This window comes from Mesorhizobium mediterraneum, from assembly GCF_002284565.1.
Classification (GTDB): Bacteria; Pseudomonadota; Alphaproteobacteria; order Rhizobiales; family Rhizobiaceae; genus Mesorhizobium; species Mesorhizobium mediterraneum.
Map to the genome: position 1 here is coordinate 547,580 of NZ_NPKI01000011.1, position 25,704 is coordinate 573,283.

Here is a 25,704-nt window from a genome sequence, read left to right on the forward strand (position 1 = left end):
TGTCCGACACGCCGCAGTTTCTCCTTGACCAATCCGGTCTGTGGCCTTAACCAATTAAGGTAATGGTTACAAGAAACGGGAGGAATGACAATGGCCAGCATCACCAGACGTACCATCCTTGCCACCGCTTTTGCTGCGGCCCTGGCGTGTGCAATGCCCCTGTCGGCCGCGAACGCAGGTGACATGCGCATCGCATTCGGCGACCTTCCGGGTATAGAATCCATCCAGACACTGGCCGCGATAGAGCGCGCCAAGGAACGCGGCGTGAATGTCGAACTCATTGTTCTCAATGACGAGGATCTGGCAGCCCAGGCCATTGTCGGCGGCCAGGCCGATGTTGGCATCGGCGCGCCCTATACTCTTATCCAGAAGGTGGGTGTGCCGATCCGCATCTTTGCGCAGATATCGACGCTGCGCTTCTTTCCTGTCGTCAACAGCGAATTCTACAAGGAATGGAAGGATCTCGACGGGCAGGAAGTCGCAGTGCAGGCGCGCGGCTCCGGCACCGAGGCGGTCATGCTGCTGATGGCGAAAAACCACGGCATCAAGCTCGGCAACATCAGCTATGTCCCGGGTTCCGAGGTCCGCCGCAATGCGCTGCTCCAGGGGACGCTGAAGGCCTCGATCGTCGATGCCGCCAACAGGCGCGCGCTTGAGGCCGAAGCTCCCGGCAAGTTCATCGTCTTGCCGGTCGAGGATCTCGGCGCCTCGGACGAAGCGCTTTTCGCGACCGCAGACTATCTGAAGAACAACGCCGCCGATGTCGATATCCTGGTCGAGGAATTGATGAAGACCGCGCGCGAAATCACCGCGAACCCGGCGGTGGCGGTCGAGCTCCGCAACAAGTACAAATTGCTGCCGGATCTCGGCGCGGAGGCTGACGGCGAAATCACCGAATATTATAAGGAAACCGCGGAAGCCGGCAGCCTCGCGCTGAATGGCGGCGGAGCGGATGCGGCCGCCGACGACTTCGCCTTCTTCAGCCTTGCCGGCCAGATCGAAGGCGATCCCGCGAGCCTCAAGGTCGAGGACTTCTGGGATGTCTCGGCACTCGACCGCGCTGTCGCCAAGCTCGGCAAGAAATAGGCGGCCTGCCGGATGGCTGTAAGCATCAGAACCGACGGCGAGGCTGCCAGCCTCGCCCCTCTTTCCAATCGCAGCGCAACGGGCGCATCGTGGGACCAGCCGATCCTGCTCAGGCTCGTGTCGATCGCCCTGTTCGCGGGGGTTTGGGAGGTGGCCGGGCGCATTCCCGTCAGCTTCGCCTTCCCAACTTTTTCCGACACGATCATCGCATTTTTCGGACTGCTCGCCGACGGCAGCTTGGCAACTGCCTACCTTTCGACACTGCAGCCGCTGGTGCTCGGCGTTGTCCTGTCGGCGTTCCTGGGTGTCGGTCTCGGCACCATCTGCGGCTTGTGGCGCACCGGCGAATGGCTGGTGATCCCCGTGTTCATCGTGCTCCAGGCGGCACCTGTCGCCGCCTTCATTCCGATGGTCACCTTCGTCTACGGAATAGGCATGACCGCCAAGACGCTCGCCGTCATGATCCTGGCGCTGCCTGTCATCGTGCTCAACACCTACAAGGCCGTCCGCAACGTCAACGGGTCGCTGCTCGTCATGTGCCGATCGTTCATGGGCACACGCTGGCAGACCGTCTCCAAGATTATTCTTCCGGACGCCAGCCCGGTGATTTTTGCCGGTCTGCGCCTCGGCGTTGCTGCCGGGTTTGTCGGCGTGGTGCTCGCCGAACTGCTGATCACCCCGACCGGCATCGGCGATCTAATCACCTTCCACCGCTCGCGCGCAGACTACGCCGAGATGTACGCAACAATTGCCTCGATCATTGCGCTTTCCACCCTGACGCTCGTCTTTCTGCAGTGGGTGGAAGTCCGTGTTTTCAGGCCCGAGAGTAGAGGTGCTTAACATGGGCGCGACCGCATTGCGAAATGGACCGTCGCCGGTTCCCGCACCGATCGATTCAATCGTGGAGGTGAGGGGAATTTCCAAGACCTACGGCAATGTCGAGGCGTTGCGCGGCATCGATCTCGACTTTCCCAGGGGCAAGCTGACCAGCCTTCTCGGACCCAGCGGTTGCGGAAAGACGACGCTGTTGAAGATCATAGCGGGGCTGATACGGGCCGATGGCGGCACCGTCGCGATCAACGGCAAGCGCGTCAGCGCACCAGGCCCCGAACGCGCTTTCGTGTTCCAGGACTTTGCGCTGATGCCCTGGGCGACCGTGACACGCAACGTGGCCTTCGGGCTGGAATTGCGCGGCACCAACAAGGCCGAGCGCGAGGAGACCGCCCGCCGCTACATCGCCGAGGTGGGTCTTGCCGGCTTTGAGGACAAATATCCGCACGAACTATCGGGCGGCATGCGCCAGCGCGTCGGCCTGGCGCGGGCCTTGTCGGTCGATGCCGACGTCCTGCTGCTCGATGAACCGTTTTCGGCGGTCGACGAGCAGAACCGGCGCAAGTTCCAGGAAGACCTGATCAGGCTGCGCACCAACCAGAACAAGACCTTCATCTTCGTGACGCATTCGATCGAGGAGGCGGTCTACATCTCCGACCGCATCGTGTTGCTGTCGCCGAGACCCGGCCGGGTCTCGCAGATCATCGAACCGGAAATCGATCGCTCCGGCGACCCGGAGCGCATCCATCGCGACAGGCACTATCTCGATACCGTCGATGAGATCTGGCAGGGGCTGAAGCAATATGTGGAATGACCGGCCATGACCTTGTTTGGCTACCGTGTACCAATGATGGCGTCCCTGCTGGTCTGGTGCGTCGTATGGGAAATCGTCGGCCGGCTGGACCTTATCTTTCTGCTGCCGCCGTTTAGCGACGTGCTGGCTGCAGCGTTCAATCTCGTGCAGACCTCGTCCTGGCAGAGCGCGACGGTCACGACCCTTCGCGCCTTCGCCACGGGCATGGCCCTGTCGATCGTCATCGGCGTGCCACTGGGCGTCCTGATGGGACGCGTCAAGATTGCCGATGATTTGCTCGGCATGTGGGTCAACATCTTTTCAAGCGCACCGCTCTCGGCCATCGTCCCGGTGCTGATGATCCTGTTCGGCTTCGGCGAGAAGACGATCGTTGCTGCGGTGTTCCTGTTTGCGATCTGGATCATCGTTCTCGACACACGCGCCGGGGTCCGCCATATCTCGCCGTCGCTGATCGAAATGGCGCGTTCCTATGGCGCCTCGCGGCCGGCGCTCTACACCAAGATCATCCTGTGGGCGGCGCTTCCGGAGATCCTTGCCGGCATCCGCCTCGGCCTCATCCGCGGCGTCAAGGGCGTCGTCATCGGCCAGTTGCTCGTTGCCATCGTCGGTTACGGCGCGCTGTTCGAGACCTTCTCGCGAAATTTCCGGATGGCCGAATTCTGGGCCTTGACCATCATCCTTTTTGCCTTCGCCCTGCTGATCGCCGAGCTGATCGAGAGGGCCGAAGCCAAAGTCGAATACTATGCAGGAGCAAGACAGTGAACATGCACGGCACGACCTCAAGCTACGTCATCGAACCGACCGCAATCCCGAGCATTCCGGTGGCGGGAACCGACAAGATGTTTCCGGTGCACCGGGTCTATTGCGTCGGGCGGAACTATGCCGCGCATGCCGTCGAGATGGGACACGACCCCAACAAGGAGCCGCCGTTCTTCTTCCAGAAGAACCCCGACAACCTCAATGTCAGCGGAGAATTTCCATATCCCCCGGCCTCCAACGATGTGCATCACGAGATCGAAATGGTCGTGGCGCTGAAAAGCGGCGGGACGGATATCCCGGTCGAAAGGGCTCTGGACTGCGTATTCGGTTATGGCGTAGGTCTCGACATGACGCGGCGCGACCTGCAAGGTAAGGCGAAGGACATGGGCCGTCCATGGGAGGTCGGCAAGGCCTTCGAGGCATCGGCGCCATGCACGCCGTTGGTTCCGGCAAGCTCGATCGGTCATCCAACCCAGGGCGCGATTTGGCTGGACGTCAATGGCGAGCGCAAACAGACCGGCGACCTCAACCAGATGATTTGGAAAGTTCCCGAAATGATCAGCTATCTCTCAGGTCTTTTCACGTTGATGCCGGGGGACATCATTCTTTCCGGCACGCCAGCGGGCGTCGGCGCGGTCATTCGCGGTGATGTTCTTCGCGGTCATATCGATGGCGTCGGCGACCTAGAGGTTCGCGTTGTCTGAAGCGTCGATCATTGAACGGCTTGCCGCCGGAGCGGAGGGTGCGCCGGCGATCTCGGCGCCGGACAGAACCACGCTCACCCATGGCGGACTGCGCCGGCTGATCTCCGAAACGGCTGCGCGGCTCAATGCGCTCGGCCTAGGCCGTGGCGACCGGGTGGCGATCGTGTTGCCAAACGGCCCGGAGATGGCGACGGCCTTTGTCGCCGTGGCGGCCGCCGCCTCGACGGCGCCGCTCAATCCGGCCTACCGGGCCGACGAGCTCGATTTTTATCTTTCCGACATCGGCGCCAACGCAATCCTGGTCGCCGAGGACGAAAGCGGCCCGGCGACCGCCGTCGCCGAGCGTCTGGGCATAGCTGTGCTCAGGCTCATCGCGCGGGGTGACGCGCCAGCCGGCAGCTTTGAGATTGAGGGCAAACCGGTCGGTCCGTCTGTTTTTTCCGGACTGGCTGAGTATGGCGACATCGCGCTGTTGCTGCACACCTCAGGCACCACGTCGCGCCCCAAGCTGGTGCCGCTCAGCCATGCCAATCTTGCCGCCTCGGCCGCCCATATCGGCGCCACGCTCGGCCTGACATCAGGTGATCGCTGCCTCAACATCATGCCGCTGTTCCATATCCATGGGCTGATCGCGGCGGTGCTGTCCTCGCTTGCATCAGGTGGCAGCGTCTTCTGCACGCCGGGCTTCAACGCGCTGCGCTTCTTCCATTGGCTGGGCGAGGCGCGGCCGAGCTGGTACACGGCGGTGCCAACCATGCATCAGGCGATCCTGCCGCGCGCCGCGCGCAATGCCGATCAATTGGCGGCGGCGCCGCTGCGCTTCATTCGCTCGTCCTCGGCATCGTTGCCGGCGCAGGTGATGGCCGAGCTCGAAGCGACTTTTGGCTGCCCGGTGATCGAATCCTACGGCATGACCGAAGCCGCGCACCAGATGGCCTCGAACCAGCTGCCGCCGGGCCTGCGCAAGCCGGGCAGCGTCGGCGCCGCCGCCGGGCCGGAAGTGGCGGTGATGGCGCCGGACGGGCAATTGCTGAAGCCCGGTGAAACCGGCGAGATCGTCATTCGCGGGCCCAATGTCACCGCGGGCTACGAGAAGAATCCGGACGCTAACGCCACCGCCTTCGCGCATGGCTGGTTTCACACCGGCGACCAGGGCGTACTCGACGACGATGGCTATCTGCGCGTCACCGGCCGGCTCAAGGAGATCATCAACCGAGGCGGTGAGAAGATCTCGCCGCTTGAGGTCGACGACGTGCTGATGGACCATCCGGCGGTGGCGCAGGTCGTCACCTTCGCCACGCCACACGACAAGCTCGGCGAGGAAGTCGCGGCGGCGATCGTGCTGCGCGAAGGCATGGCCGCCACCGAAGGCGACATCCGCAGCTTTGCCGCGATGCGGCTTGCCGATTTCAAGGTGCCGCGCATTGTCCTGATCCTGGACGAAATCCCGAAGGGCGCGACGGGCAAGCTGCAGCGCATCGGTCTCGCGACCAAACTCGGTCTTGCCAAACCCGGTCTGGGATAATGATGCGGATCACCATTTTTGGCGCCGGCGCGATCGGCGGCTACCTCGCGGCCAAACTTGCCATGGCCGGCCGGGTCGATCTGTCGATCGTCGCGCGCGGCGCGCATCTCGACGCGATCAGGGCGAACGGGCTTCGCCTGATCGAAGACGGTCATGAATCCAGCGCCTCTGTCAGGGCCGCCGCGCAGGCGCAGGAACTGGGCGTCCAGGACTATGTCGTGCTGGCGCTCAAGGCCCATTCGGTCGCACCAGCGCTCGACCAGATCGCGCCGCTGCTGGGCGAGGGGACGGCCGTCGTCACCATGCAGAATGGCGTGCCGTGGTGGTATTTCCACAAGATCGGCGGGTCGCTCGAGGGCACGCGGTTGCAGGCGGTGGATGCCGGTGGGGTGATCTGGGACCGGCTCGGGCCGGAACGCGTCATCGGCTCGGTCGTCTATCCCGCTGCCGAGGTGGATGCGCCCGGCCTGGTCCGCCATATCGAGGGAAAACGCTTCTCGCTTGGCGAGCCCTCGGGCGAGAGGAGCGAGCGTGTCACGCGGCTTGCCGAGGAAATGGTAGCGGCGGGGCTGCAGGTGCCCGTCCGCGACGACATCCGCAGCGAAATCTGGGTGAAGCTCTGGGGCAATCTCTCCTTCAACCCGATTTCCGCGCTGACCGGCAGCACGCTTGCGGCAATCGCTGCCGACGAGGCAACCCGCACGCTTGCCCGTGCCATGATGCTGGAGGCGCAGGCGATCGGCGAAAGCCTCGGCGTCCGTTTCCCGATATCGGTCGACCGCCGCATCAAGGGGGCCGGCGACGTCGGCGAGCACAAGACCTCGATGCTGCAGGATCTGGAGCGCGGCCGGCCGATGGAGATCGACGCGCTGGTAACGGCGGTCCAGGAACTTGGCCGGCTGACCGGCCAGCCGACGCCCACCATCGACAGCGTGCTGGCGCTGGTGCGCCGCCTCGCCATCGAGCGTGGCTGCTATTCTCCCTTGTAGCTGGTTCCTGTTTTGTTCTAGTCTGTTCCCGCGGATAAAATACCGGACGGGATCAGCCATGAACGAGCTGCCTTCATTCGGAATCGGCAAAAACGGCCAGACTTTCTTCCGCTGGAACAAGCCAGACCAGCGGCGGAACGATCGGCTGTTTTTCGCCATTCTTTTGGACAGCACGATTGCCACGCCGCTGGCGCTGAAGGCGGCTGGTTGGCAGCGTGAGTTGGGCCTGCGCGGCAAGCTCATTGCGGCGGAGCAGTTGCATGTCTCGCTGGTTGGGCTCGGCGACCATGACGGATTGCCGATGTCCCTTGTGGACACCGCCTGCCGCGCCGGCGGGCTCGTTCAGGCAGCATCGTTCGATGTTACCCTCGATCGCCTGTCGGCCCTCGGCGGTGGCGCACTGGTGCTGCGCGGTAGCGGCGGCAATCCAGCCTTGCAAACCTTTTGGCGCAGCCTCGGCGCTACGCTCTCCGATAGCCCGCTGAAGCCCTTAGTGGCGAATTCCTTCGAACCTCATGTCACCTTGCTGCGCGACAGGACGCGTGTCGCGAAGCTGGGCGAACGGGTCATCGAACCGATCGGCTGGACGGTGCGGGACTTCGTCCTCATCCACAGTTTCCTGGGGCAGGGCCGGTATCAACTCTATGGGCGCTGGCAATTGAGCGGCCAGGACGACGCCGTGGCCGCCATGTGAGAAGACGCCGTGTCAGATCGTCTTGACGTATTGCGCAAGCTGGTCGACCACGGTGCCCCAGCCATCGAAAAAGCCCATCTCCTTGTGGTTATTCCGCGTGGCTTCGTCGCGGTGGATGGCGGTCGCGGTGTAGCGCGTCGCCTTGCCTTCCGGCTGGAAGGATATGATTGCTGTGATGAATGGGTCTCCCGACGGCCGATAGCCGGGCAGCAGTGCATCGGTCCACACCAGCCGCTCGTGCGGCACGATGTCGAGGTAGCAGCAATGCCGGTCGTTGATATCCTTGCCGTCGGGCGATTGCATGCGGGTTCTGAACAGGCCGCCGGGCCTGAGGTCTATCTCGCAGTCGGTGACGATCCACGGCTTCGGTGTGAACCATTGCCGGACATGCTCGGGCTTGGTGTAGGCGGTCCAGAGCAATTCTCGCGGTGCGTTGACGACGCGTTCGAGGACGAGGTCCAGTCTGGGGTCCGGTTTGAACGGCGGAACCATGCTCATTTGTCTTTCTCCTTGAGTGTCATGACGTAGGCATCGAATTGGTCGAGGCGGCGCTCCCACATTGCACGCTGCTCGGCCAGCCAGTTTTCGGCGAGCTTCAGCGGCTCTGGCGCAAGCCGGTAGGTCCTGACGCGGCCGGTCTTTTGCGAGCGCACCAGCCCGCAACCTTCCAGCACCTTGAGATGTTCGATGAAGGAGGGCAGTGCCATGTCGAAGGGCTGGGCAAGCTCGCCGACCGAGGCGGGGCTTCTGTTCAGCCGCTCGACAACACGTCGACGCGTCGGATCGGCAAGCGCCCGGAAAATGCCGTCGATTGGCGGGGTGCTTACGGTCCGCGAGCTTGTTGCGACGATCATGTTTTTCTTGCGCCTCTGAGCATGGCCAAAGATGGTTCGGGAAAATACTTAGGAAAATTCCTTAGTATTGGCAAGCCCAAAAATTTGAAGATGCCGGCCTGGCCGCTGGCAAAGTCGCAAACGCGGTTTTAGGGTGCCGCCGGATTCGAACACAGACCAGTCCGAGGATCACAATCTTGACGATCACCATGTACGGCATCACCAATTGCGACACGATCAAGAAGGCCCGCACCTGGCTGGAACGCCATGACGTCGCCTACCGCTTTCACGACTACCGGGTCGAAGGGCTCGACGCGAAGCGGCTGGACGGCTGGTCCGGCAAGGTCGGCTGGGAAATCCTGCTCAACAAGGCGAGCACGACGTTTCGCGAACTGTCGGACAAGGACAAGCTGAGCCTCGACGAGAACAAAGCCAAGGCGCTGATGCTGGCCAAGCCGACGATGATCAAGCGGCCGGTGCTGGAGCTCGGCGATCGCATCCTCGTCGGCTTCAAGCCTGATGTTTACCAGCAGGCGGTGGTTGGGAAATAGACGCGGTGCAGCGTGCGCGCCGCCTCAACTCTTTAGGCTGAGATAGTCAGCCAAAGCCACCGCATTATTGTGCAGCTCGTCTTGGGCGCCGTAGAGCAGCGTCACCCGGCCGTTGTCGAGCAGGGCGCGCAACTGGCCAACCGCGTCGCCGTTCCTGTCGAGCTCGCCGCGATATCGCTGCTGGAATTCCATCCAACGTGTCGGCTCGTGGCCGAACCATTTGCGCAATTCATCGCTTGGCGCAATGGTTTTCAGCCATAGCGTCAGCTCGGCGTCTTCTTTGCGGACGCCGCGCGGCCATACGCGGTCTACGAGCACCCGCTGCCCATCGTTAGGCGAGGGCGGCTCATAGATGCGCTTGACCTTGATGTCGAGTTTCATCGTCAACTCCGGGGTTGACCGCCATGACGGCTGTTGGCGGCTCCTTACGCCCACTCGCCCTTGCGCATGACCGGCACGCGGCTGCCGTCCTTGCCGATGCCGTCGATGTCGATCTTGTCCGAACCGATCATCCAGTCGATATGGATGAAGCTCTTGTTGCCGCCGCGCGCCGCGATCTCGTCCTGGCTGAGCGAGGCGCCGTCGACAAAGCACTTCGAATAGCACTGTCCCAATGCGATGTGGCAGGCGGCGTTCTCGTCGAACAGCGTGTTGAAGAACAGCAGCCCGCTCGCCGAGATCGGCGAGGAATGCGGCACCAGCGCGACTTCACCGAGCCGGCGCGAGCCTTCATCGGTGTCTAGCACCTTCTTCAGCACGTCCTCTCCCTTCGAAGCCTTTGCCTCGACGATCCTGCCTTCCTCGAAACGCACCGAGATCTCATCGATCAACGTGCCTTGGTAGGACAGCGGCTTGGTGCTCGAAACATGGCCCTCGACGCGCCTGGCATGCGGTGTGGTGAAGACCTCCTCGGTCGGGATGTTCGGGTTGCAGGTGATGCCGTTCTTGGCGGTCGAGGCGCCGCCCATCCATTCATGGCCGTCGGCGAGACCGACGGTCAGATCGGTGCCGGGTCCGGTGAAATGCAGCGCGTGGAAACTATGGCCGTTCAGCCATGCGGTGCGGCCGCGCAGCGCGGCATTATGCGCTGTCCAATTGCCGATCGGGTCGTCGACATCGACCCGTGAGGCGGCAAAGATGGCGTCGGCGAGCTTGGCCACGGCGACGTCGTCGGTATCGCCCGGGAAAACCTGCTTAGCCCAGGCCTGATCAGGATAGGCGACGATGTTCCAGTTGATGTCGAAGCCGGTGATTTTTTCCAGCGCCGGCCGATAGGCCATCGAGTTCGCCTTGTTGGCGCGCGCCACTTTCGCCGGATCCTGCGCCGACAGCAGCGACGGATCCTCGCCGCGCACGGCGAGCCGCGCCGCATTGTTGGCGAAGGCCTTCGCCATGCCCTCATAGAGCCAGCCGGCGGCGTGGTCGAAGCCGGCATCGGCTCCATAGCGGAAGCGCGCCAGCGTGATCTCATCGTCGTTGAAGATCGGCGTCACCAGGCCAGCACCGGCCTTGTAGGCGTGCTCGACGATCCGCCGCGTCAAAGGCAGCGCTGCGATCGACGACGTCAGCACCAGATCCTGCCCCGGCTGCAATTGCAGCCCGACCTTGATGGCGACTTCGGCCAGCCTGTCGAGTTTCACCGGGTCGATCGTTGCGGAAACGCCGCGCGAATGTGTGGTCATGATCCTGCCTGTCGTGATGTGGTGTCTGGTTCCTACATAGATCGCCGTCGCTGCGCTTTCCACAGCGATTGCGACTACCACAGCGCCGCCCGTCCTGTCGGACGCGCAAAGGACGCTGTGGCACTTTGATCTTGCGCATGATCCTTTTCCAAAAATCGATTCCGATTTTTGGGGTCATGCGCCCAGGTTCAACCCACGCTGGCGAGCGACCCGAATTGCGCCATGGTCGCCGCTATCTCTTCGCGGATCCAGATCTTGAAATCCCTGACCTTGCGGCTTTCGGTCTTGGCGGTCACCAGCCAGTAGCCTAACCCGCTCTCAGCGCGCACGCCGAACGGCGCGACCAGTCGCCCGTCGGTGAGAGCGTCAGCCGTTAGTAATTGCCAGGCGAGCATCACGCCATGGCCGGCAATCGCCGATTCCAGGCAAAGCATCGGGTCGGTGAAACGCGCACCCTTGAGAAAGGTGACAGGCTTCACCCCGGCCGCCTCGAACCAACTGTCCCAACTGATCATCGACCGCTCGTCGGTGATGGCGCAGGTCTGCGCCAGGTCTTGGATCGACTTCAGTCTGGCCGCGATCGACGGCGCGCAGACCGGAAACACCTCCTGCGCCAGTAGCAGTTCCGCGCGCACGCCCGGCCATTTGCCGTCGCCCATCCGGATGCCGATGTCGATGTCGGAATGGCCGAGATCGGCGATCCGGCCCGAAGCGTCGATGCGCAGCAGCACGTTCGGATGGCGGGCGAAATGCCGCGATAGTCTCGGCAGAAGCCACTTCGACGCGAAAGCCGGTGCGACCGAAACCACCAGCGTGCATTCGGAGGCCTCGTCGGCGAGCGCCACGGCTTGGGCGAGTTCGCGAAAACCTGCCCCGAGGCGCGCGGTGAAGACGGTGCCGAATTCGGTCAGCACCAGACCGCTCGCCGTTCGTTCGAACAGCGCCTGGCCGAGTTGCTCTTCTGTTCGTTTGACCTGCTGGCTGACGGCGCTCGCGGACACGTTGAGTTCGCTCGCCGCAGCCGAAAGCGATCCCAGACGGGCGACGGTTTCCACGGCGCGCAAGCCGTTGAGGTGGACGCGGTTCAGCATGACCATACAGTTTTTCTAAACCGCCGCGATTGAAATCTCAATTGAAACGCAGGGCTGATTGGCAGATTTTAGCGAAACAAGCAGACCAGTGGAGGAAAATCCGATGAAGATTTTATCATTGCTCAGGGTCTTTTCCGCTGCCGGCGCGCGGCAAAGCCGGTCGCCTGAAAGCGAGACCACCCGATGGGTGATTGATCCGCTGTCGCATCCTGTGCTCGACACCATGTCGGAGCGCGAGCTCGGCGACGTGCCGTTCCGGCTGACGGCCCGGCGCACTGCCTACGAGACGGCTACCGTGCAAGCAGGTTGCGGTTGAAGCTTCTGAAACGGTAGCAGCGGGCGGTCGCCCTCAGCTGCCGGCACGTGCGGGCGGAGGCTGGATGCTGGCGGCTGCGGCAACCCGTTCTGGCCCAACACAAGCGGATTGTCTCACAGGCTCGTGCACCTATTGTGCACTGCAATGAAATCCGTTTCGCCGTCTCCTTTGCGTCTCGCCTTTGCCGGCATGATTGGCTTGGCCGCTGCCATGGGCATCGGCCGCTTCGTCTACACACCGATCCTGCCCGGCATGATGGAGGAACTTGGCCTGTCGCCGGCCGATGCCGGCTGGATCGCATCCGCTAACTATCTCGGCTACCTCATTGGTGCGCTTGCAGCCGTCGGCGGCTGGGCGCATGGTCGCGAGCGCCTGCTGATGCTGGCCGGTCTTGCCGCCACCGCAGTCCTCACCGGGCTGATGGGCCTGGCCGACACGATGGCGGCCTTTCTCGTCATCCGGTTTCTTGCCGGTCTGGCCAGCGCCTTCGTCTTGGTCTTCATGTCCAGCATCGTTTTCGGCCATCTGGCCGCCGCCGGCCGAAACGACCTGCAGGCGCTGCATTTCGGCGGCGTCGGCCTCGGCATAGCGGCGTCCTCGGCGCTGATGGCTATCCTCGTCACCGAACATGCCGGCTGGGCTGCAGGCTGGTTCTGGTCCGCCGCGATCTCAGCCTGCGCCTTTGCCGTCGTGGCGCTGCTGGTCGGCAGCACTTCGACCGCCAACGGGGCCGATGGTCGCGAACCGGCGCTGCCGAAGGACCGCTCGCTGATGAAGATCATCGTCGCCTATGGCCTGTTCGGCTTCGGTTACATCGTGACGGCGACGTTTCTGATCGCCATTGTCCGGCAAGGTGGCGGCGGACGTGTGTTCGAAGCCGTGGTCTGGATGGTCACCGGCCTAGCCGGGATTCCTTCGATCTGGCTCTGGCAGAAGATCGCCGCAAGGATCGGCCTGTATGCGGCTTATGCCTTAGGGTGCCTAGTCGAGGTGGTCGGCGTCACCGCGAGCGTCGCCATGGGCGGACACGTTGGGCCGCTGCTCGGCGGGTTTCTGCTTGGCGGGACCTTCATCGCCATCACCGCGCTCGGCCTGCAGACCGGAAGACAGCTTGTCCCGCAAGCGCCACGCCGGATCTTGGCGTTGATGACGGCCTCTTTCGGCCTCGGTCAGATCGTCGGTCCGATCGTCGCCGGGCTGCTTGCGCAAGCCTCGGGCGACTTCTTCCTCGCATCGATCGTGGCCGCCGCCGTCCTGCTGATTTCTGGCGCGATCACCTGGTCGGCTGCTCCAAAATCGCCATGATTGTGGTCTTGCTCGGTGCCGGGCATCACGCACCGGCCATTTTCATTCCGATCGATGTGTGACCTTATGCCCGCTGAACAGCAACGCCGCTGATTTGCGCATCGACCGAGGATTTCCCCACAGTGTTCGTATCCTTCTTCCCGCAGCCGAAGCTTTTTTTCATCTCGGCGGCCGTCTGGAGCCTTCTGCTGGTTATCCTGTGGTTTTTTGGCGGCGAGCACCTTGGCACGATGCTTGGGATGCCGCCGGTCGATCCGCAGGCCGCACCCGTCATCAGCCCAATAAGATTCCTGACACCGGCATTCCTCTGGTTCTACGGATATTTCTTCGCGGGTATGGGCGTATTCTACCTTTTTTGGGCGCTGTATGCCCCACACCGTTGGCAGAACTGGTCGATCCTTGGCTCTGCGTTGATTATTTTCGTCACTAATTTCATCGTGCAGATAAGTGTGGCGCTCAATGACTGGCGTGGCATGTTTTACGACATGGTGCAGAAGGCCCTGACCACGCCCGGCTCCGTTACGCCTGCCGAGCTTTACTACGGAGTATGGCAGTTCCTGTCGTTGGCCCTGGTCTATATGACCATTGCCGTCCTGAACGTCTTTTTCGTCAGGCACTATGTGTTTCGCTGGCGCACCGCGATGAACGACTATTTTACGGCTTATTGGCCAAGGCTGCGCCATATCGAAGGGGCGTCGCAGCGCGTTCAGGACGACACGATGCGCTTCTCGGGCACAATGCAGGGGCTCGGAGTGAACTTCATCGACTCCATCATGACTCTGATTGCATTTCTACCTTTACTGGCATCCCTTTCTCTCCATGTTCCAACTCTCCCCATACTCGGAGCAATCCCCTATCCGTTGGTTATTGCAGCGATCGCGTGGTCGTTGTTTGGAACCGGCTTGTTGGCAGTCGTCGGCGTCAAGCTGCCCGGGCTGGAATTTCGTAATCAGCGTGTTGAAGCCGCTCTGCGCAAGGAACTTGTCCTCGGTGAGGACGATACGGAACGAGCGCAGCCACCAACGCTGGTCGAGCTTTTCAGAAATGTTCGAAAGAACTACTTCACGCTATACGCTCATTATGTCTACTTCGACATGGTGCGCTATCTATATCTCCAGGTTGACAACGTTTTTGCCACGCTTATTCTTGTGCCAACCTTGGCTCTTGGTAAGATAACCTTTGGAATTTTTCAGCAAATTGTCACCGCCTTTTCACAAGTCGCCAGTTCGTTCCAGTATCTTGTGAATTCCTGGCCGACCATTGTCGAACTGATATCCATCTACAAGCGCCTGCGCGCCTTCGAGGCGACGCTTGAAGGGGCCCCGCTACCCGAAATCGATCAGCATTATCTGGAGCGTGAGCGAGCCGGCTTGCGCCCTGAGGATCAGCCGGCAAGCTAGGAGAGGCGGGCGGCGAGCGCTTCCGGCTCAGCCGCCCACCGACGCCTGCTTTTCGTGGCCGCGTTGGCGCGAAACATAGTCGCGATAGCTGATGCACTCGACATCGGGCCTGGTGCAGACCTCGCCGGCAAAGCGCTCCAGCGCATTCCAGTAGGCGCCGTCATTCATCAGCGTGAAATGAAAGCCGAGCTCCAGCGGAATGCGTTTTCCCTGGTATTGGGCGTCGAAGGCGGCGCGAAAGGCATCATAGGTCCGGTCGGCGAATTCGTCCGCCTTGCTCGGCCGCTCGAAGCCGCCGGAATGTCTGACATAAAGATTGTAGTCCATCGCGATAACCGGCCTTGAACGGGGCCCTTCCGGAATCTGCGGCAGCGAAAAGCGCGTGATGCCATTTGCGGTCATCGGCCACACTGGGCCGCGCGAGACGCCGCTCGCGTCGAACAAATAGCCCGCCTTTGGCAGCGCCTCGTAGAGCGCCTTGTTTGCCGACAGATAGGGCGCGCGAAAGCCGAACGCCTTGCGCGCGATTTCGCGCCAGCCCGCGGGTTCGGGGGCAATGCCGTTGATCCGAATAGGCGCTTTCGAGAATGTGTGAGAAAGAGCCGAACTCGCTCAGCCAGTCGGCCTTGCTCCAGTCCTTGCCGTCGAAATGGCCGCAACCGTGGCTGCCGATGTCATGACCTTCCGAGGCGGCAAGGTTTATCTGCTCGAGCCGGTCAGCGACTTCCTGTTTCGAGGCGGCAAAGCCGATATTGGATTTGCCTGCGGTCTTCCCGGGCGCCGTATATTCCTTGCGCGTTTTCGGCGAGAGCAGGAAGACGCAGGACACGAAATAGGTGAAATGGGCGCCGGTGCGGGCTGCCAGCGCCCGGCTGCGCTTCCACTGCGGAATATCGCGAGCGCTATCGAACGAAATGATGACGACCTGCTTCGGCTTTGTCGGCGCAGGCGCCGCGGGCGGATCGGCGACGGCAGTGCCCGCCGCAGCAAGCGACGCGATGGAAAACGCAACAACGCGGTACAAACGAGGCATCGACATCTGATCTGGATTTGAGGAGGGTTCGAGCACCGGCTATCGGCGAAATGTGGCGCGGGTGCGGTCGCCATTTACGTCGCCTGTCCGGCGATTAGCCGATTTTCCTGTCGAACCCCTTCCATGCGGACAGAATTTCGCTAAAACGCGGGCTCATGTACGCCCCGGCCGGGGCAGGAATGGTTTTGATCCATGTCGGACGACAGTTTTATCCGCGAAGTCAACGAAGAGATGCGTCGCGATCAGGCGCATGCGCTATGGGACCGTTTTGGTCCTGCCTTGCTTGCGCTCGCGGTGCTGGTGGTGGTCGGCACCGCTGCCTTCGTCGGCTATCGCTATTGGGACGAGACCCGCGCCAATCGCTCGGGCGATGCCTTCTCGCAGGCGCTGAAGCTTGCCAATGAGGGCAAGAGCGACGAAGCGCTGACGGCCCTCGCTGCGCTGGAAAAGGATGGCTACGGCGCCTATCCGCTGCTCGCCCGCATGCGCGCGGCAACCGTCAAGGCGGACAAGGGCGACGTCGCCGCCGCAGTCAAGGACTTCGACGAGGTCGCCGCCGACGCAGACATTCCATCGGGTCTTCGCGACATGGCGCGCCTCAGGGCAGCACTGCTGCTCGTCGACCACGGTTCCTTCGCCGATGTCTCCAGCCGCGTCGAGGCTCTCACCGCCGATACCAACACGCTGCGCCATACGGCGCGCGAGGCGCTCGGCCTTGCCGCCTGGAAGGAAGGCAAGGCGACGGACGCACTGAAACTGTTCGACCAGATCGCCTCGGATGACGGCGCCCCGCGCAACGCGCGCGAGCGGGCGACGTTGATGTCCGAGCTGATCCGCGGGTCGGGCAGCGCGTCGTAGTGCATGTTGCCCAAAAGTGCGCAGCGGTTTTGGGGTCAACGACATGCACAATAGGTAGAGTCCGATGACATTCAAAGTCGCCATCATCGGCCGGCCTAACGTCGGCAAATCGACCCTTTTCAACCGTCTGGTGGGAAGGAAGCTGGCGCTTGTCGACGACACGCCGGGGGTCACCCGCGACCGTCGCGTCCATGCCGCCAAGCTCTACGATCTGCATTTCGACGTCATCGACACCGCCGGCTTTGAGGATGCTGCTGCTTCGACGCTGCCGGGCCGCATGCGCGCCCAGACCGAGATCGCCATACGCGAAGCCGACCTGATCTTTTTCACGATCGATGCCAAGTCCGGGCTGATGCCTGACGACAAGACCTTCGCCGAGATCGTGCGCAAGTCCGGCAAGCCGGTTGTCGTCGTCGCCAACAAGGCCGAGGCGCGCGGCGCTCAGGGCGGCATGCTGGAGGCCTGGGAACTCGGCCTTGGCGAGCCGATCCCGGTCTCGGCCGAACACGGCCAGGGCCTGCCCGATTTGCGCGATGCGGTGATCGCAGCGCTTGGCGAGGCGCGCGCCTTCGGCGAAGAAGAAGGGGATGCGGACGAGGAGACCGCCGCCAGCGAGGTGCTGATCGGCGAGGACATCACCGATCCGGATGCCGAGCCGAGCTATGACGATACCAAGCCGATGCGCATCGCCGTCGTCGGCCGCCCGAACGCCGGCAAGTCGACGGTGATCAACGCGCTGATCGGCGAGGAGCGGCTCTTGACCGGGCCGGAAGCTGGCATCACCCGTGATTCCATCTCCGTCGACTGGGACTGGCATGGCCGTCGCCTGAAACTGTTCGACACCGCCGGCATGCGCCGCAAGGCCAGGATCCACGAAAAGCTGGAAGTCATGTCGGTGCAGGACGGCTTGCGCGCCATCCGCTTTGCCGAGATCGTCATCATCGTGCTCGACGCCACCATTCCCTTCGAGAAGCAGGATCTGCAGATTGCCGACCTGATCATCCGCGAGGGCCGCGCGCCGGTGATCGCCTTCAACAAATGGGACATGATCGACCACCCCCAGGAACTCCTGGCGGAACTGCGCGAGAAGACCGAGCGGCTGTTGCCGCAGGCGCGGGGCATGCAGGCAGTGCCGGTCTCGGCCGAGACTGGGCGCGGCCTCGACAAGTTGATGGATGCCGTCATCAAGACGCACAGAGTGTGGAACAGCCGCGTCTCGACCGGCAAGCTCAACCGTTGGCTGGAAGGCATCCTGGCGCATCATCCGCCGCCCGCCGTGGCGGGGCGTCGGCTGAAGATCAAATATGTCACGCAGGCCAAGACGCGCCCGCCGGGCTTCGTCGTCTCCTGCTCACGGCCGGACGCGATGCCGCAATCCTATGTCCGCTATCTCTCGAACAGCCTGCGCGAAGCCTTCGACATGCCAGGCGTGCCGATCCGCATCGCCTTGCGCACCTCGGAAAATCCGTTCGCCAGCAGGGCGAAGAAACGCCGCTGAGCGTTTCTGCGGCCCTTTAAGCAGCGCTCCGCAGGCCGGCACGCGCTTGCGCGTTTTCGGGCAGCGATTCCAGCGCCGCCTGCAGCAGGATGTCGGCAAGGCGCGCCGCCACCGGGTCCGGCTCGGCCTCCTTGCGATGCAGGAACAGCGCCATCTCAGGCAGTGCGGGCAGCCCCAAAACCTCCGGCGTCATTGCCCTGACAGTGGACGGCAGACCGATATCGGTGCGGATCGTCAGTCCCAACCCGGCGGCGACCGCCGGCGCAGACCCGCTGGAACGGCGCTCGGCCTCGCCAACAGCCTCGTCTTCATCGCCTTCTTCCTGGTGCCGATCGCCATTCCGGGGCTTCTCGTCTTCTGGTCGTGGGCGGGCGTCTGGCTGGCTGCGGCTTTTTGCGCACTGATCGCCGGGCCGATCTTTCTTCGGCCCGAACATGGCCGCAAAAGCGCCTGACTTCGGATCGACAGGGAAGGTCGACAGGGAAAACACGATCCAACCTGTTAACGCACCATCAAGGTTAATGCATCATTGTGCCTCTCCAGTGGGGTCAGTTGCGTTTCTGGAGAGTTCCGTGCATCGACGTGTTTTGAAGCGGCTTGTCGCTGTCGCCGGTGAGAAGAAACGTTCACTCCTGTCTCCGTCCATTATTGGTCTGTGCAGTCGGGTCGGCTTTCCGAAGATCCCCATGCGCCGACGTGTCTCGACGCCGGTTGCCGCCGTCGGTGAGAAAAGACGTTCACTCCTGTCTCCTCTGGTCATCGGGCTTGGCATCTGGGTCGGTTTTCCCAATGTCATTGCCTACCAGGACATGACGAGCCTGGTTTCCGGCCTCAAGGCGCCGAACGCCCGCTGGAACGCCTATGTCGAGAAATCCGTCGCCGGATCGGTCCATGCCGCCGAAATGCCTTTCCTCGATTCCGACAGCACCGGCTCGATCTCGGGTTCCGGCGTCCAGTTGCCCGGCATCGGCGCTGTGTCGTTTCGCGGCAAGGGCAGCGTAGCCAGCACGACGCCCGACGAGGACCGCGTCGTGCGAGCCGCCAAGAAGGGCCGCATCATCATGGTCTCGCCGGTCGCGCCGCCGAAGAATTTCAACGCCGGCTCGATTTTCAAACGCACTTCCTCTCTTCTTCGCCCAAGCATGGACAGCAGCCTGAAGATGGCTTTCGCCAAGCCAGAGATCAAAGGCAAGGAGATCCAGATTGCCGCCGCGTTCCACGCGCGCGTCGACAAGAAGCCGGATCCGGGCGTGCCGGCCATGCTTGCCGCACTGGTCAACAACGATCACCCCGACGTCCTGGCGACGGCCTACGCCTCGGCCGCGCCCGACTATGCGCAAGCGTCGCCCTTCGAGGCCTTGCTACAGGACGAAAAACCCAACGATGGCCGCTTCATTCCGCCGGTGGCCAAGGGCGATCATTCGTGGATGCAAACTCCGCTGCCGGCGAGCGTCTTCTCCAAGCCGGAACAGACTTGCCTCGCCAACGGCATCTATTTCGAGGCGCGCGGTGAATCCGTGCGCGGCCAGGCTGCCGTCGCCCAGGTCATCCTCAACCGCGTTCGCAATCCGGCCTACCCGAACTCGATCTGCGGCGTCGTCTACCAGAACGATAAATGGTTCAACCGTTGCCAGTTCTCCTTCGCCTGCGACGGCAGGAAGAAGCGCATCCAGAGCCCCGCCCACTACAAGACTGCGCAGGATGTCGCCATGGCGGTCACTGCCGGCAAGATCTTCATCCCGGAAGTGGGATCGTCGACCCATTACTACGCCAACTACGTCAACCCGGGTTGGGCGCGAACGATGAAAAAAATGACCAAGATCGGCCTGCACATCTTCTACCGCACCTATGGCGGCGGCTGGAGCTGAGCGCTCCGGCAAGGCCCCCGGCGCGGCCGATCGAAGACCCGTCGCCGGAGGGATTCGGTCGCGGCATGCCAACGACGGTATCGGGCACGATGTCGCACCCTGGCAAATCATTGATTTCAATAGGGAAAATACTTGGGGCTGAAGTTCCGCCCGTGGCTTGACGGGCGCGGACCCTCTAACTATGTTGCCGGCGACTTAAGAGCGGACGGACGGTGACGATCTGACCGGGCAAGGGGGTTGCGATGGCCGACGAGAATGGGCCAGACGGAACCGGAGAAACCGGCCGCGGCAAACAGCGTCAAGCCGACATCCGCGACGACGATCTTGAGCGCCGTCGGCGCGACCTTGAAGCATCGCTTGCGACAAGGCGGCCGAACCGGCTCCAGGGGAAAGACGACGCGAAAGCGGGCAGTGCGGCCGGATATGGCCAGGCGCTCAAGCTGTCCAGCGAGTTCATCGCCGGGATAGTGGTTGGCGCAGGTCTCGGCTGGATCATCGACCGTGTGGCGGGGACATCGCCATGGGGTCTGATCGTTTTTTTGCTGCTGGGTTTTGGCGCCGGCGTGCTCAACGTCCTGCGTTCTGCGGGGCTTATGGCGGAATTCGGACAAGGCGACAAAACGCGCGATCCGAAAGAATGAACTTGAGGCGCCGCTTGCCGGCGCAATGAACAGGACACTCAAGCCGCGTGCGGCTTCGATGGGGAATTAAAGTGGCTGCTGACAAGGTCGATCCGATCCACCAGTTCCATATCAACAAGCTGATTCCGATCGAGATCGGCGGCTACGACCTGTCCTTCACCAATTCAGCTCTTTTCATGGTCGCGACCGTCGCCGTCGCATCGGCGTTCCTCTATCTCACCACCTCGAGCCGCAGCCTCGTTCCCGGCCGTCTTCAGTCGGTCTCGGAAATGGCCTACGAATTCGTCGGCAACATGCTGAGGGACGCAGCCGGAACGCAGGGCATGAAGTTCTTCCCCCTCGTGTTTTCGCTGTTCATGTTCGTGCTCGTTGCCAATCTGCTCGGTCTTTTCCCGTATTTCTTCACCGTCACCAGCCACATCATCGTCACCTTCGGCCTCGCTGCGCTGGTGATCGGAACGGTCGTCGTCTACGGCTTCATGAAGCACGGCCTTGGTTTCCTGAAATTGTTCGTGCCGCATGGCGTGCCGGTCTACCTGCTGCCGCTGGTGGTGCTGATCGAGGTGATTTCCTTCGTCTCGCGCCCGGTCAGCCTCTCGGTTCGTCTGTTCGCGAATATGCTGGCCGGCCACATCACGCTGAAGGTGTTCTCGGGTTTCGTGGTGAGCTTGAGCGCGCTTGGCACGCTTGGCATTGCCGGATCGGTCCTGCCGCTGGCGATGGCCGTGGCGCTGACGGCGCTGGAACTGCTGGTCGCGTTCCTGCAGGCCTATGTCTTTGCCGTGCTGACCTGCATGTATCTGAACGACGCCCTGCACCCCGGGCACTGACCCAGGCTGGCCAAGAGTTTCCGGCATTGCTGCCGGATGGAATTGCAACGGAATTTTAGATCCAAAGGAGTTGAACAAATGGAAGCAGAAGCAGCAAAGTACATCGGCGCCGGCATCGCATGCCTCGGCATGGGTGGCGCCGGTATTGGCCTTGGCAACATCTTCGGCAGCTATCTGGCGGGCGCGCTGCGCAACCCGTCGGCCGCGGATGGCCAGTTCGGCCGCCTGATCTTCGGCTTCGCCGTGACGGAAGCGCTGGGCATTTTCTCCCTTCTCATCGCGCTTCTGGCTCTGTTCGGCTGAGCCCCTGTTCGGCTAACATTGGGAATTGGACGGGCCGGCCGCAATCAGCGGCGGGCCTGATATCAGGGAATAGTCCATGTTCGTGACATCTGCCTTTGCGCAAGAGTCCGCGCCCGCCGTCGAAGGCGGCCATACCGGCACGGAAGGCGAAACGCATTCCGGCACCGGCGTGCCTGCCGAGGCGCACGGCATGTTCCCGCCATTCGATCCGGCGACATTCCCGTCGCAGCTTCTGTGGCTGGCGATCACTTTTGGGCTGTTCTATCTGTTCCTCAAGAAGGTGGTGATGCCGCGTGTCGGCGGCATCATCGATGTCCGCAACGACCGCATCACCCAGGACCTCGACCATGCCGCCAGGCTGAAGGGCGAGGCCGATGCCGCCGTTGCCGCCTATGAGCAGGAACTGGCGGAAGCCAAGACCAAGGCCAATGCGATCGGGCAGCAGGCCAACGATGCCGCCAAGATGGAAGCCGAGGCCGCCCGCAAGAAGGTCGAGGCTGCCCTCGACAAAAAACTTGGCGAGGCCGAGGCCCGCATTTCGTCCATCAAGGCCAATGCCATGAAGGAAGTCGGCACGATCGCCGAGGACACCGCTTCGGCCATCGTCGAGGCGCTTGTCGGCGGCAAGGCCAGCAAGGCCGAGATCGCGGCAGCCGTCAAATCCGTGGCCCGGTGAGGAGCGCATCATGGACGCCACATCACTCGCGACGCTTTGGGCCACCGTTGCCCTCGTCATTTTCCTGGCCATTGCCGTCTACACCAAGGTGCCGGGGCTGATCGCCAAGGCGCTCGATGCCCGCGCCGACAAGATCAGCAACGAGCTTGAGGACGCGCGCCGGCTGCGCGAGGAGGCCCAGCAACTGCTCGGCCAATACCAGCGCAAGCGCAAGGAAGCCGAGCAGGAGGCCGCCGACATCGTCGCCGCCGCCAAGCGCGAGGCCGACATGCTAGCCGCCGAGGCGCACCAGAAGACCGAGGACTATGTCGCCAGGCGCACCACGCTTGCCGAATTGAAGATCGGTCAGGCCGAGCGCGAGGCGATCGGTGAGGTGCGCGCCAGTGCCGTCGATATCGCCGTCGAAGCCGCCCGCACGCTGCTCGCCGGCAAGATCGACGCCAAGGCCGGCGCCGACCTGTTCAAGGCCTCGCTTCAGGATGTTAAGTCCAAGTTGAATTAAGCGATTTCATCGAGAAGTTCATCGAAAGCCGCCTGGGAAACCTGGCGGCTTTTTTTGTGCGGGCGGGCGAGCGCGTAATCTCCCTCCTTGAGGGGGAGATGGCCGGCAGGCCAGAGGGGGTAGCCGCGCGTGAAGCGCCAGCCTTCTCTTCGCCCCAGATGGCGTCGAGCCAGCTGAAGCGACCCCCCTCTGTCGCCTTCGGCGACATCTCCCCCTCAAGGGGGGAGATTTGGCGCTGCCTCAATCCAGGCCGGCAAGGCCCTCTTCGTCGAGCACTTCGGTGCCGCCAAGCCGGAACGGTGCGAAGGACGCGCGGTGCAGCCGCGCCACCGGTCCATGCACCTCGATCGCCGTCCGGTGGCGGACGGTGGCATAGCCCATATGGACCTCGAAACCGTATTGCGCGTGATGACTGCCGCAGCCGCACATCATGCGGTCGCGCATCACCTTGGCGACGATCGAGGCGGCGGCGATCGACTGCGAGCGCTGATCGCCCTTGATCAGCGCTCTTCCCGCGCAGGGCAGGCCGGGCGGCACGTCGCGGCCGTCGGCGAGGGCCAGCTTTGGTTGCACTGACAGCCCGACCAAAGCGCGGCGCATCGCCTCGAGGCTGGCCTTGAGAATATTGCTGCCATCGATGCCTTCCGCGCTGACTGAGGCCATCGACACGCCAAGAGCGGAGCCGAGAATTTTCAGGAACAGCGCTTCGCGCTGCAGATGGCTGAGGCGCTTGGAATCGTCGAGACCGTCGGGAATGTTGGCGGGATCGAGCACCACCGCTGCCGCGACGACCGGCCCGGCGAGCGGGCCGCGGCCAGCCTCGTCCATTCCCGCCACCGGCCACAGGCCTTCGGCCATCGCCTTCGTCTCGAAGGAGAAATCGGGTCTCTCGACGATTTCGAAGAGAAGCGGAGAATCAGAGCGCGCGCGAGCCATGTTGCGGCGAGGTTCGCATTGGCTCCGATTCTCCGCAAGCCCCTCCGGGTCGGGCGGGGCACCGGACCTAGAGGGCACCGTCTGCAAGCCCGGGGACAAGACAGGCCGGACGGGATCTCTTTATGTGCCGCCGGCGCCGGCGGCACATGATGTCCTCACAGCAACATCAGTTGCTCGGTTGCCTTGGCCGCGACGACGAACTGATCGGTCCTGAGCGACCGCCGCTCGGCGTTGAGGCCAAGCCGTTTGGCTGATATCTCGAAGCGCCGGCCGATCTGCCATGCATAGGGGCCGGCACCTTTCATGCGCTTGCCCCAATCCGAATCGTAATCCTTGCCGTCGCGCATCGAACGGATCAGCGACATGACGTGACGGTAGCGGTCCGGATAATGGCGCAGCAGCCAATCCTTGAAAATTGGCGCGACCTCCAGCGGCAGGCGCAGCACGACATAGCCGGCCTCGCGCGCTCCTGCTGCACGTGCCGAATCGAGGATGCGTTCCATCTCCTGATCGGTCAGGCCGGGGATGATCGGAGCGACCATGACCGAGGTCGGAATGCCGGCATCCGAAAGTTGCCTGATCGCCTCCAGCCGCTTGGTCGGCGTCGACGCGCGTGGCTCCATCGTTCTGGCCAACATCCGGTCCAATGTCGTCACCGACAGCGCCACCTTGGCCAGCCCGCGTTCGGCCATGCGCGACAGAATGTCGATGTCGCGCGTCACCAGCGCGGATTTGGTGACGATGCCGACCGGGTGGCCGCGCGCCTCCAGCACTTCGAGGATCTCGCGCATGATCCGGTACTGCTTCTCGATCGGTTGGTAGGGATCGGTGTTGGTGCCGATGGCAATGGTGCGCGGCTGATAGCCGTCCTTGGACAGTTCCTTGTCGAGCAGCCGCGCCGCATCCGGCTTGGCGAACAGCTTCGATTCGAAATCCAGCCCTGGCGACAGGCCCATGAAGCTGTGCGTCGGCCGGGCAAAGCAATAGACGCAGCCATGCTCGCAGCCGCGATAGGGGTTGATCGAGCGGTCGAAGGAAATGTCGGGCGACTCGTTACGGGTGATGATGGTGCGCGGCTTCTCGACCTGCACCTCGGTCTTGAAGGGCGGCAGTTCCTCCAGCGAATTCCAGCCATCGTCGAACACATGCCGGCTGACCGGCTCGAACCGGCCGGACGGGTTGATGCCGGCGGAACGGCCGCGATTGCGGTCGGGGCGGACGCGGACGCCACTCTGCTCGATCATTGCATTGGCCATCTCGGCTCTTCCGGCGCCGAAGGCGGCAATGTCGGCACGTACGATCTGTTCCATCTTCGCCCTCTCCCAGGGACTGTCGGCTGGCTGTCGTTTCGCTCTGTTCATGAAAATAATCCTATTTTGCCGATGAGAACAAATCAAGAACTTTTTTATGACGCGACGCAAAAACTGGCGTCGCGTTCGGCTTTCCGCTATTCGGCTAACGATGCTCAGCGTTCTCATCCAGACCCTGAATGACGAAGAGAGACTTGCCCGCACGCTCGCCTCGCTGATCGGCGGCGCGGTCGAGGGCGTGGTGCGCGATGTCGTCGTCTGCGACGGCGGCTCGACCGACCAGACGCACCGCGTTGCTGAACATGCCGGCTGCCTTTTTGTGGCGAGCGGCGGCGTTGCTGCCGGTATCAGGCAGGCAAAGGGCGACTGGCTGCTGCTGCTGGAGCCGGGCGCGCGGCTGGCGGAAGGCTGGATCGACGAGGTGGCCGCCCACACGGCCAGGCAAACCATGCCGGCGCGGTTCTCGAGGGCGCGCGGCAGCCGCGTGCCGTTCCTGTCGCGGGTCTTTTCGGGAAACCGGGCACTGGCCGAAGGGCTGGTGATCAGCAAGCGTCAGGCCGCGGCCTTGTCGAAAAACGCCCGCAGCGCCGAAGCCATCGCGCGCGGCCTTGCGACCAAGCGGCTCGACGCCGAGATCTGGGTGGCGCCGGCGAAATGAGGGGCCTTCCT

The 25,704-nt window shown here is 62.9% G+C and carries 29 protein-coding genes and 1 pseudogene; 21 read left to right on the forward strand and 9 right to left on the reverse strand.

The genetic code is table 11. From position 1 onward, the window contains the following. Positions 1-90: 90 nt before the first annotated feature. The 8 genes from CIT25_RS07665 to CIT25_RS07700 are packed head-to-tail and all read left to right on the forward strand — an operon-like array spanning position 91 to position 7,402. Positions 91-1,086, forward strand: coding sequence for an ABC transporter substrate-binding protein (locus CIT25_RS07665; protein ID WP_095483928.1), 996 nt, complete (start codon positions 91-93; stop codon positions 1,084-1,086). 12 nt (positions 1,087-1,098) lie between these two features. After that, positions 1,099-1,926: an ABC transporter permease gene (locus tag CIT25_RS07670; protein ID WP_095483929.1), complete on the forward strand. Its 828-nt coding sequence runs from the start codon at positions 1,099-1,101 to the stop codon at positions 1,924-1,926. Between the two features lies 1 nt (position 1,927). Next, positions 1,928-2,731, forward strand: coding sequence for an ABC transporter ATP-binding protein (locus CIT25_RS07675; RefSeq protein WP_095483930.1), 804 nt, complete (start codon positions 1,928-1,930; stop codon positions 2,729-2,731). Between the two features lie 6 nt (positions 2,732-2,737). Further along, positions 2,738-3,493, forward strand: coding sequence for an ABC transporter permease (locus CIT25_RS07680; RefSeq protein WP_095483931.1), 756 nt, complete (start codon positions 2,738-2,740; stop codon positions 3,491-3,493). Positions 3,494-3,495: 2 nt separating this feature from the next. Further along, a complete protein-coding gene (locus CIT25_RS07685; protein WP_095483932.1) occupies positions 3,496-4,194 on the forward strand; it encodes a fumarylacetoacetate hydrolase family protein in 699 nt (232 codons plus the stop codon). Next, positions 4,187-5,719 carry an acyl--CoA ligase gene (locus tag CIT25_RS07690; protein ID WP_095483933.1) on the forward strand — a complete coding sequence of 511 codons (1,533 nt, stop codon included), beginning with the start codon at positions 4,187-4,189 and terminating at the stop codon, positions 5,717-5,719. Before CIT25_RS07685 ends, CIT25_RS07690 begins: the two co-directional genes overlap by 8 nt. Before the next feature lie 2 nt (positions 5,720-5,721). After that, positions 5,722-6,708, forward strand: coding sequence for a 2-dehydropantoate 2-reductase (locus CIT25_RS07695; protein WP_095484022.1), 987 nt, complete (start codon positions 5,722-5,724; stop codon positions 6,706-6,708). Between the two features lie 58 nt (positions 6,709-6,766). Continuing rightward, positions 6,767-7,402, forward strand: a complete 636-nt coding sequence (locus CIT25_RS07700) for a 2'-5' RNA ligase family protein (RefSeq protein WP_095483934.1) — start codon at positions 6,767-6,769, stop codon at positions 7,400-7,402. Between the two features lie 12 nt (positions 7,403-7,414). Here the strand turns inward: CIT25_RS07700 and CIT25_RS07705 are convergent, their stop codons facing one another. Both CIT25_RS07705 and CIT25_RS07710 read right to left on the reverse strand, forming a co-directional pair. Beyond that, positions 7,415-7,894 (reverse strand): SRPBCC family protein, encoded by a 480-nt coding sequence (locus CIT25_RS07705; RefSeq protein ID WP_095483935.1) that lies wholly within the window; start codon positions 7,892-7,894, stop codon positions 7,415-7,417. 2 nt (positions 7,895-7,896) lie between these two features. Beyond that, on the reverse strand, positions 7,897-8,256 hold the full coding sequence (locus tag CIT25_RS07710; RefSeq protein ID WP_095483936.1) for an ArsR/SmtB family transcription factor: 360 nt from the start codon (positions 8,254-8,256) through the stop codon (positions 7,897-7,899). Positions 8,257-8,432: 176 nt separating this feature from the next. On the opposite strand from CIT25_RS07710, the gene CIT25_RS07715 reads away from it, so the two are divergent. Continuing rightward, positions 8,433-8,786, forward strand: a complete 354-nt coding sequence (locus tag CIT25_RS07715) for an ArsC family reductase (protein WP_095483937.1) — start codon at positions 8,433-8,435, stop codon at positions 8,784-8,786. Positions 8,787-8,810: 24 nt separating this feature from the next. On the opposite strand, the gene CIT25_RS07720 is transcribed toward CIT25_RS07715, so the two are convergent. From CIT25_RS07720 to CIT25_RS07730, 3 genes are all read right to left on the reverse strand, one after another. Continuing rightward, complete coding sequence (locus CIT25_RS07720; protein ID WP_095483938.1) at positions 8,811-9,167, reverse strand: DUF488 domain-containing protein; 357 nt, start codon at positions 9,165-9,167, stop codon at positions 8,811-8,813. 44 nt (positions 9,168-9,211) lie between these two features. Then, positions 9,212-10,468 carry an aminopeptidase gene (locus CIT25_RS07725; protein WP_095484023.1) on the reverse strand — a complete coding sequence of 419 codons (1,257 nt, stop codon included), beginning with the start codon at positions 10,466-10,468 and terminating at the stop codon, positions 9,212-9,214. Between the two features lie 188 nt (positions 10,469-10,656). Then, positions 10,657-11,565 (reverse strand): LysR substrate-binding domain-containing protein, encoded by a 909-nt coding sequence (locus tag CIT25_RS07730; protein WP_095483939.1) that lies wholly within the window; start codon positions 11,563-11,565, stop codon positions 10,657-10,659. 97 nt (positions 11,566-11,662) lie between these two features. On the opposite strand from CIT25_RS07730, the gene CIT25_RS07735 reads away from it, so the two are divergent. The 3 genes from CIT25_RS07735 (at position 11,663) to sbmA (ending at position 14,580) form a co-directional block, all read left to right on the forward strand. Then, complete coding sequence (locus CIT25_RS07735; RefSeq protein WP_095483940.1) at positions 11,663-11,875, forward strand: hypothetical protein; 213 nt, start codon at positions 11,663-11,665, stop codon at positions 11,873-11,875. Positions 11,876-12,019: 144 nt separating this feature from the next. Further along, on the forward strand, positions 12,020-13,180 hold the full coding sequence (locus tag CIT25_RS07740; RefSeq protein WP_095483941.1) for a YbfB/YjiJ family MFS transporter: 1,161 nt from the start codon (positions 12,020-12,022) through the stop codon (positions 13,178-13,180). Between the two features lie 122 nt (positions 13,181-13,302). Beyond that, positions 13,303-14,580, forward strand: coding sequence for a peptide antibiotic transporter SbmA (gene sbmA, locus CIT25_RS07745; protein WP_095483942.1), 1,278 nt, complete (start codon positions 13,303-13,305; stop codon positions 14,578-14,580). Positions 14,581-14,607: 27 nt separating this feature from the next. On the opposite strand, the pseudogene CIT25_RS07750 reads toward sbmA, so the two are convergent. Beyond that, positions 14,608-15,613: pseudogene (locus CIT25_RS07750) on the reverse strand (polysaccharide deacetylase family protein). A gap of 192 nt (positions 15,614-15,805) precedes the next feature. Between CIT25_RS07750 and CIT25_RS07755 the strand changes: the two are divergent. Both CIT25_RS07755 and der read left to right on the forward strand, forming a co-directional pair. Beyond that, positions 15,806-16,471, forward strand: a complete 666-nt coding sequence (locus CIT25_RS07755; RefSeq protein ID WP_095483943.1) for a tetratricopeptide repeat protein — start codon at positions 15,806-15,808, stop codon at positions 16,469-16,471. Positions 16,472-16,535: 64 nt separating this feature from the next. Beyond that, positions 16,536-17,969: a ribosome biogenesis GTPase Der gene (der, locus tag CIT25_RS07760; RefSeq protein WP_095483944.1), complete on the forward strand. Its 1,434-nt coding sequence runs from the start codon at positions 16,536-16,538 to the stop codon at positions 17,967-17,969. A gap of 16 nt (positions 17,970-17,985) precedes the next feature. Here the strand turns inward: der and CIT25_RS38425 are convergent, their stop codons facing one another. Beyond that, on the reverse strand, positions 17,986-18,459 hold the full coding sequence (locus CIT25_RS38425; RefSeq protein WP_425351737.1) for a hypothetical protein: 474 nt from the start codon (positions 18,457-18,459) through the stop codon (positions 17,986-17,988). 196 nt (positions 18,460-18,655) lie between these two features. Between CIT25_RS38425 and CIT25_RS07775 the strand changes: the two genes are divergently transcribed. The 6 genes from CIT25_RS07775 (at position 18,656) to CIT25_RS07800 (ending at position 22,789) form a co-directional block, all read left to right on the forward strand. Continuing rightward, positions 18,656-19,837, forward strand: a complete 1,182-nt coding sequence (locus tag CIT25_RS07775; RefSeq protein WP_095483945.1) for a cell wall hydrolase — start codon at positions 18,656-18,658, stop codon at positions 19,835-19,837. Between the two features lie 242 nt (positions 19,838-20,079). After that, the gene (locus CIT25_RS07780; RefSeq protein WP_095483946.1) at positions 20,080-20,478 is read left to right on the forward strand and encodes an AtpZ/AtpI family protein; all 399 of its coding nucleotides are present in this window, start codon (positions 20,080-20,082) and stop codon (positions 20,476-20,478) included. 71 nt (positions 20,479-20,549) lie between these two features. Next, positions 20,550-21,308 (forward strand): F0F1 ATP synthase subunit A, encoded by a 759-nt coding sequence (locus tag CIT25_RS07785; RefSeq protein WP_095483947.1) that lies wholly within the window; start codon positions 20,550-20,552, stop codon positions 21,306-21,308. 78 nt (positions 21,309-21,386) lie between these two features. Beyond that, positions 21,387-21,611 (forward strand): F0F1 ATP synthase subunit C, encoded by a 225-nt coding sequence (locus CIT25_RS07790; protein WP_056103679.1) that lies wholly within the window; start codon positions 21,387-21,389, stop codon positions 21,609-21,611. Positions 21,612-21,687: 76 nt separating this feature from the next. Then, positions 21,688-22,287, forward strand: coding sequence for a F0F1 ATP synthase subunit B (locus CIT25_RS07795; RefSeq protein WP_095483948.1), 600 nt, complete (start codon positions 21,688-21,690; stop codon positions 22,285-22,287). A 10-nt stretch (positions 22,288-22,297) separates the two neighbouring features. After that, positions 22,298-22,789 carry a F0F1 ATP synthase subunit B gene (locus CIT25_RS07800; protein WP_095483949.1) on the forward strand — a complete coding sequence of 164 codons (492 nt, stop codon included), beginning with the start codon at positions 22,298-22,300 and terminating at the stop codon, positions 22,787-22,789. A gap of 240 nt (positions 22,790-23,029) precedes the next feature. On the opposite strand, the gene CIT25_RS07805 is transcribed toward CIT25_RS07800, so the two are convergent. Next, entirely contained in the window at positions 23,030-23,725 is a 696-nt protein-coding gene (locus CIT25_RS07805) for a ribonuclease HII (RefSeq protein ID WP_095483950.1), read from the reverse strand. 155 nt (positions 23,726-23,880) lie between these two features. After that, entirely contained in the window at positions 23,881-25,035 is a 1,155-nt protein-coding gene (locus tag CIT25_RS07810) for a PA0069 family radical SAM protein (protein WP_128284391.1), read from the reverse strand. A gap of 151 nt (positions 25,036-25,186) precedes the next feature. On the opposite strand from CIT25_RS07810, the gene CIT25_RS07815 reads away from it, so the two are divergent. Beyond that, positions 25,187-25,693: a glycosyltransferase gene (locus CIT25_RS07815; RefSeq protein ID WP_095483952.1), complete on the forward strand. Its 507-nt coding sequence runs from the start codon at positions 25,187-25,189 to the stop codon at positions 25,691-25,693. Positions 25,694-25,704 lie beyond the last annotated feature (11 nt).

Bases quoted from the DNA above. Each gene is read 5' to 3' on its own strand.
- CIT25_RS07665 (WP_095483928.1), top strand. From the start codon at position 91: ATGGCCAGCATCACCAGACGTACCATCCTTGCCACCGCTTTTGCTGCG.
- CIT25_RS07670 (WP_095483929.1), top strand. From the start codon at position 1,099: ATGGCTGTAAGCATCAGAACCGACGGCGAGGCTGCCAGCCTCGCCCCT.
- CIT25_RS07675 (WP_095483930.1), top strand. From the start codon at position 1,928: ATGGGCGCGACCGCATTGCGAAATGGACCGTCGCCGGTTCCCGCACCG.
- CIT25_RS07680 (WP_095483931.1), top strand. From the start codon at position 2,738: ATGACCTTGTTTGGCTACCGTGTACCAATGATGGCGTCCCTGCTGGTC.
- CIT25_RS07685 (WP_095483932.1), top strand. From the start codon at position 3,496: ATGCACGGCACGACCTCAAGCTACGTCATCGAACCGACCGCAATCCCG.
- CIT25_RS07695 (WP_095484022.1), top strand. From the start codon at position 5,722: ATGCGGATCACCATTTTTGGCGCCGGCGCGATCGGCGGCTACCTCGCG.
- CIT25_RS07700 (WP_095483934.1), top strand. From the start codon at position 6,767: ATGAACGAGCTGCCTTCATTCGGAATCGGCAAAAACGGCCAGACTTTC.
- CIT25_RS07705 (WP_095483935.1), bottom strand. From the start codon at position 7,894: ATGGTTCCGCCGTTCAAACCGGACCCCAGACTGGACCTCGTCCTCGAA.
- CIT25_RS07710 (WP_095483936.1), bottom strand. From the start codon at position 8,256: ATGATCGTCGCAACAAGCTCGCGGACCGTAAGCACCCCGCCAATCGAC.
- CIT25_RS07720 (WP_095483938.1), bottom strand. From the start codon at position 9,167: ATGAAACTCGACATCAAGGTCAAGCGCATCTATGAGCCGCCCTCGCCT.
- CIT25_RS07725 (WP_095484023.1), bottom strand. From the start codon at position 10,468: ATGACCACACATTCGCGCGGCGTTTCCGCAACGATCGACCCGGTGAAA.
- CIT25_RS07730 (WP_095483939.1), bottom strand. From the start codon at position 11,565: ATGGTCATGCTGAACCGCGTCCACCTCAACGGCTTGCGCGCCGTGGAA.
- CIT25_RS07735 (WP_095483940.1), top strand. From the start codon at position 11,663: ATGAAGATTTTATCATTGCTCAGGGTCTTTTCCGCTGCCGGCGCGCGG.
- CIT25_RS07740 (WP_095483941.1), top strand. From the start codon at position 12,020: ATGAAATCCGTTTCGCCGTCTCCTTTGCGTCTCGCCTTTGCCGGCATG.
- CIT25_RS07755 (WP_095483943.1), top strand. From the start codon at position 15,806: ATGTCGGACGACAGTTTTATCCGCGAAGTCAACGAAGAGATGCGTCGC.
- der (WP_095483944.1), top strand. From the start codon at position 16,536: ATGACATTCAAAGTCGCCATCATCGGCCGGCCTAACGTCGGCAAATCG.
- CIT25_RS07775 (WP_095483945.1), top strand. From the start codon at position 18,656: ATGCGCCGACGTGTCTCGACGCCGGTTGCCGCCGTCGGTGAGAAAAGA.
- CIT25_RS07780 (WP_095483946.1), top strand. From the start codon at position 20,080: ATGGCCGACGAGAATGGGCCAGACGGAACCGGAGAAACCGGCCGCGGC.
- CIT25_RS07790 (WP_056103679.1), top strand. From the start codon at position 21,387: ATGGAAGCAGAAGCAGCAAAGTACATCGGCGCCGGCATCGCATGCCTC.
- CIT25_RS07795 (WP_095483948.1), top strand. From the start codon at position 21,688: ATGTTCGTGACATCTGCCTTTGCGCAAGAGTCCGCGCCCGCCGTCGAA.
- CIT25_RS07800 (WP_095483949.1), top strand. From the start codon at position 22,298: ATGGACGCCACATCACTCGCGACGCTTTGGGCCACCGTTGCCCTCGTC.
- CIT25_RS07805 (WP_095483950.1), bottom strand. From the start codon at position 23,725: ATGGCTCGCGCGCGCTCTGATTCTCCGCTTCTCTTCGAAATCGTCGAG.
- CIT25_RS07810 (WP_128284391.1), bottom strand. From the start codon at position 25,035: ATGGAACAGATCGTACGTGCCGACATTGCCGCCTTCGGCGCCGGAAGA.
- CIT25_RS07815 (WP_095483952.1), top strand. From the start codon at position 25,187: ATGCTCAGCGTTCTCATCCAGACCCTGAATGACGAAGAGAGACTTGCC.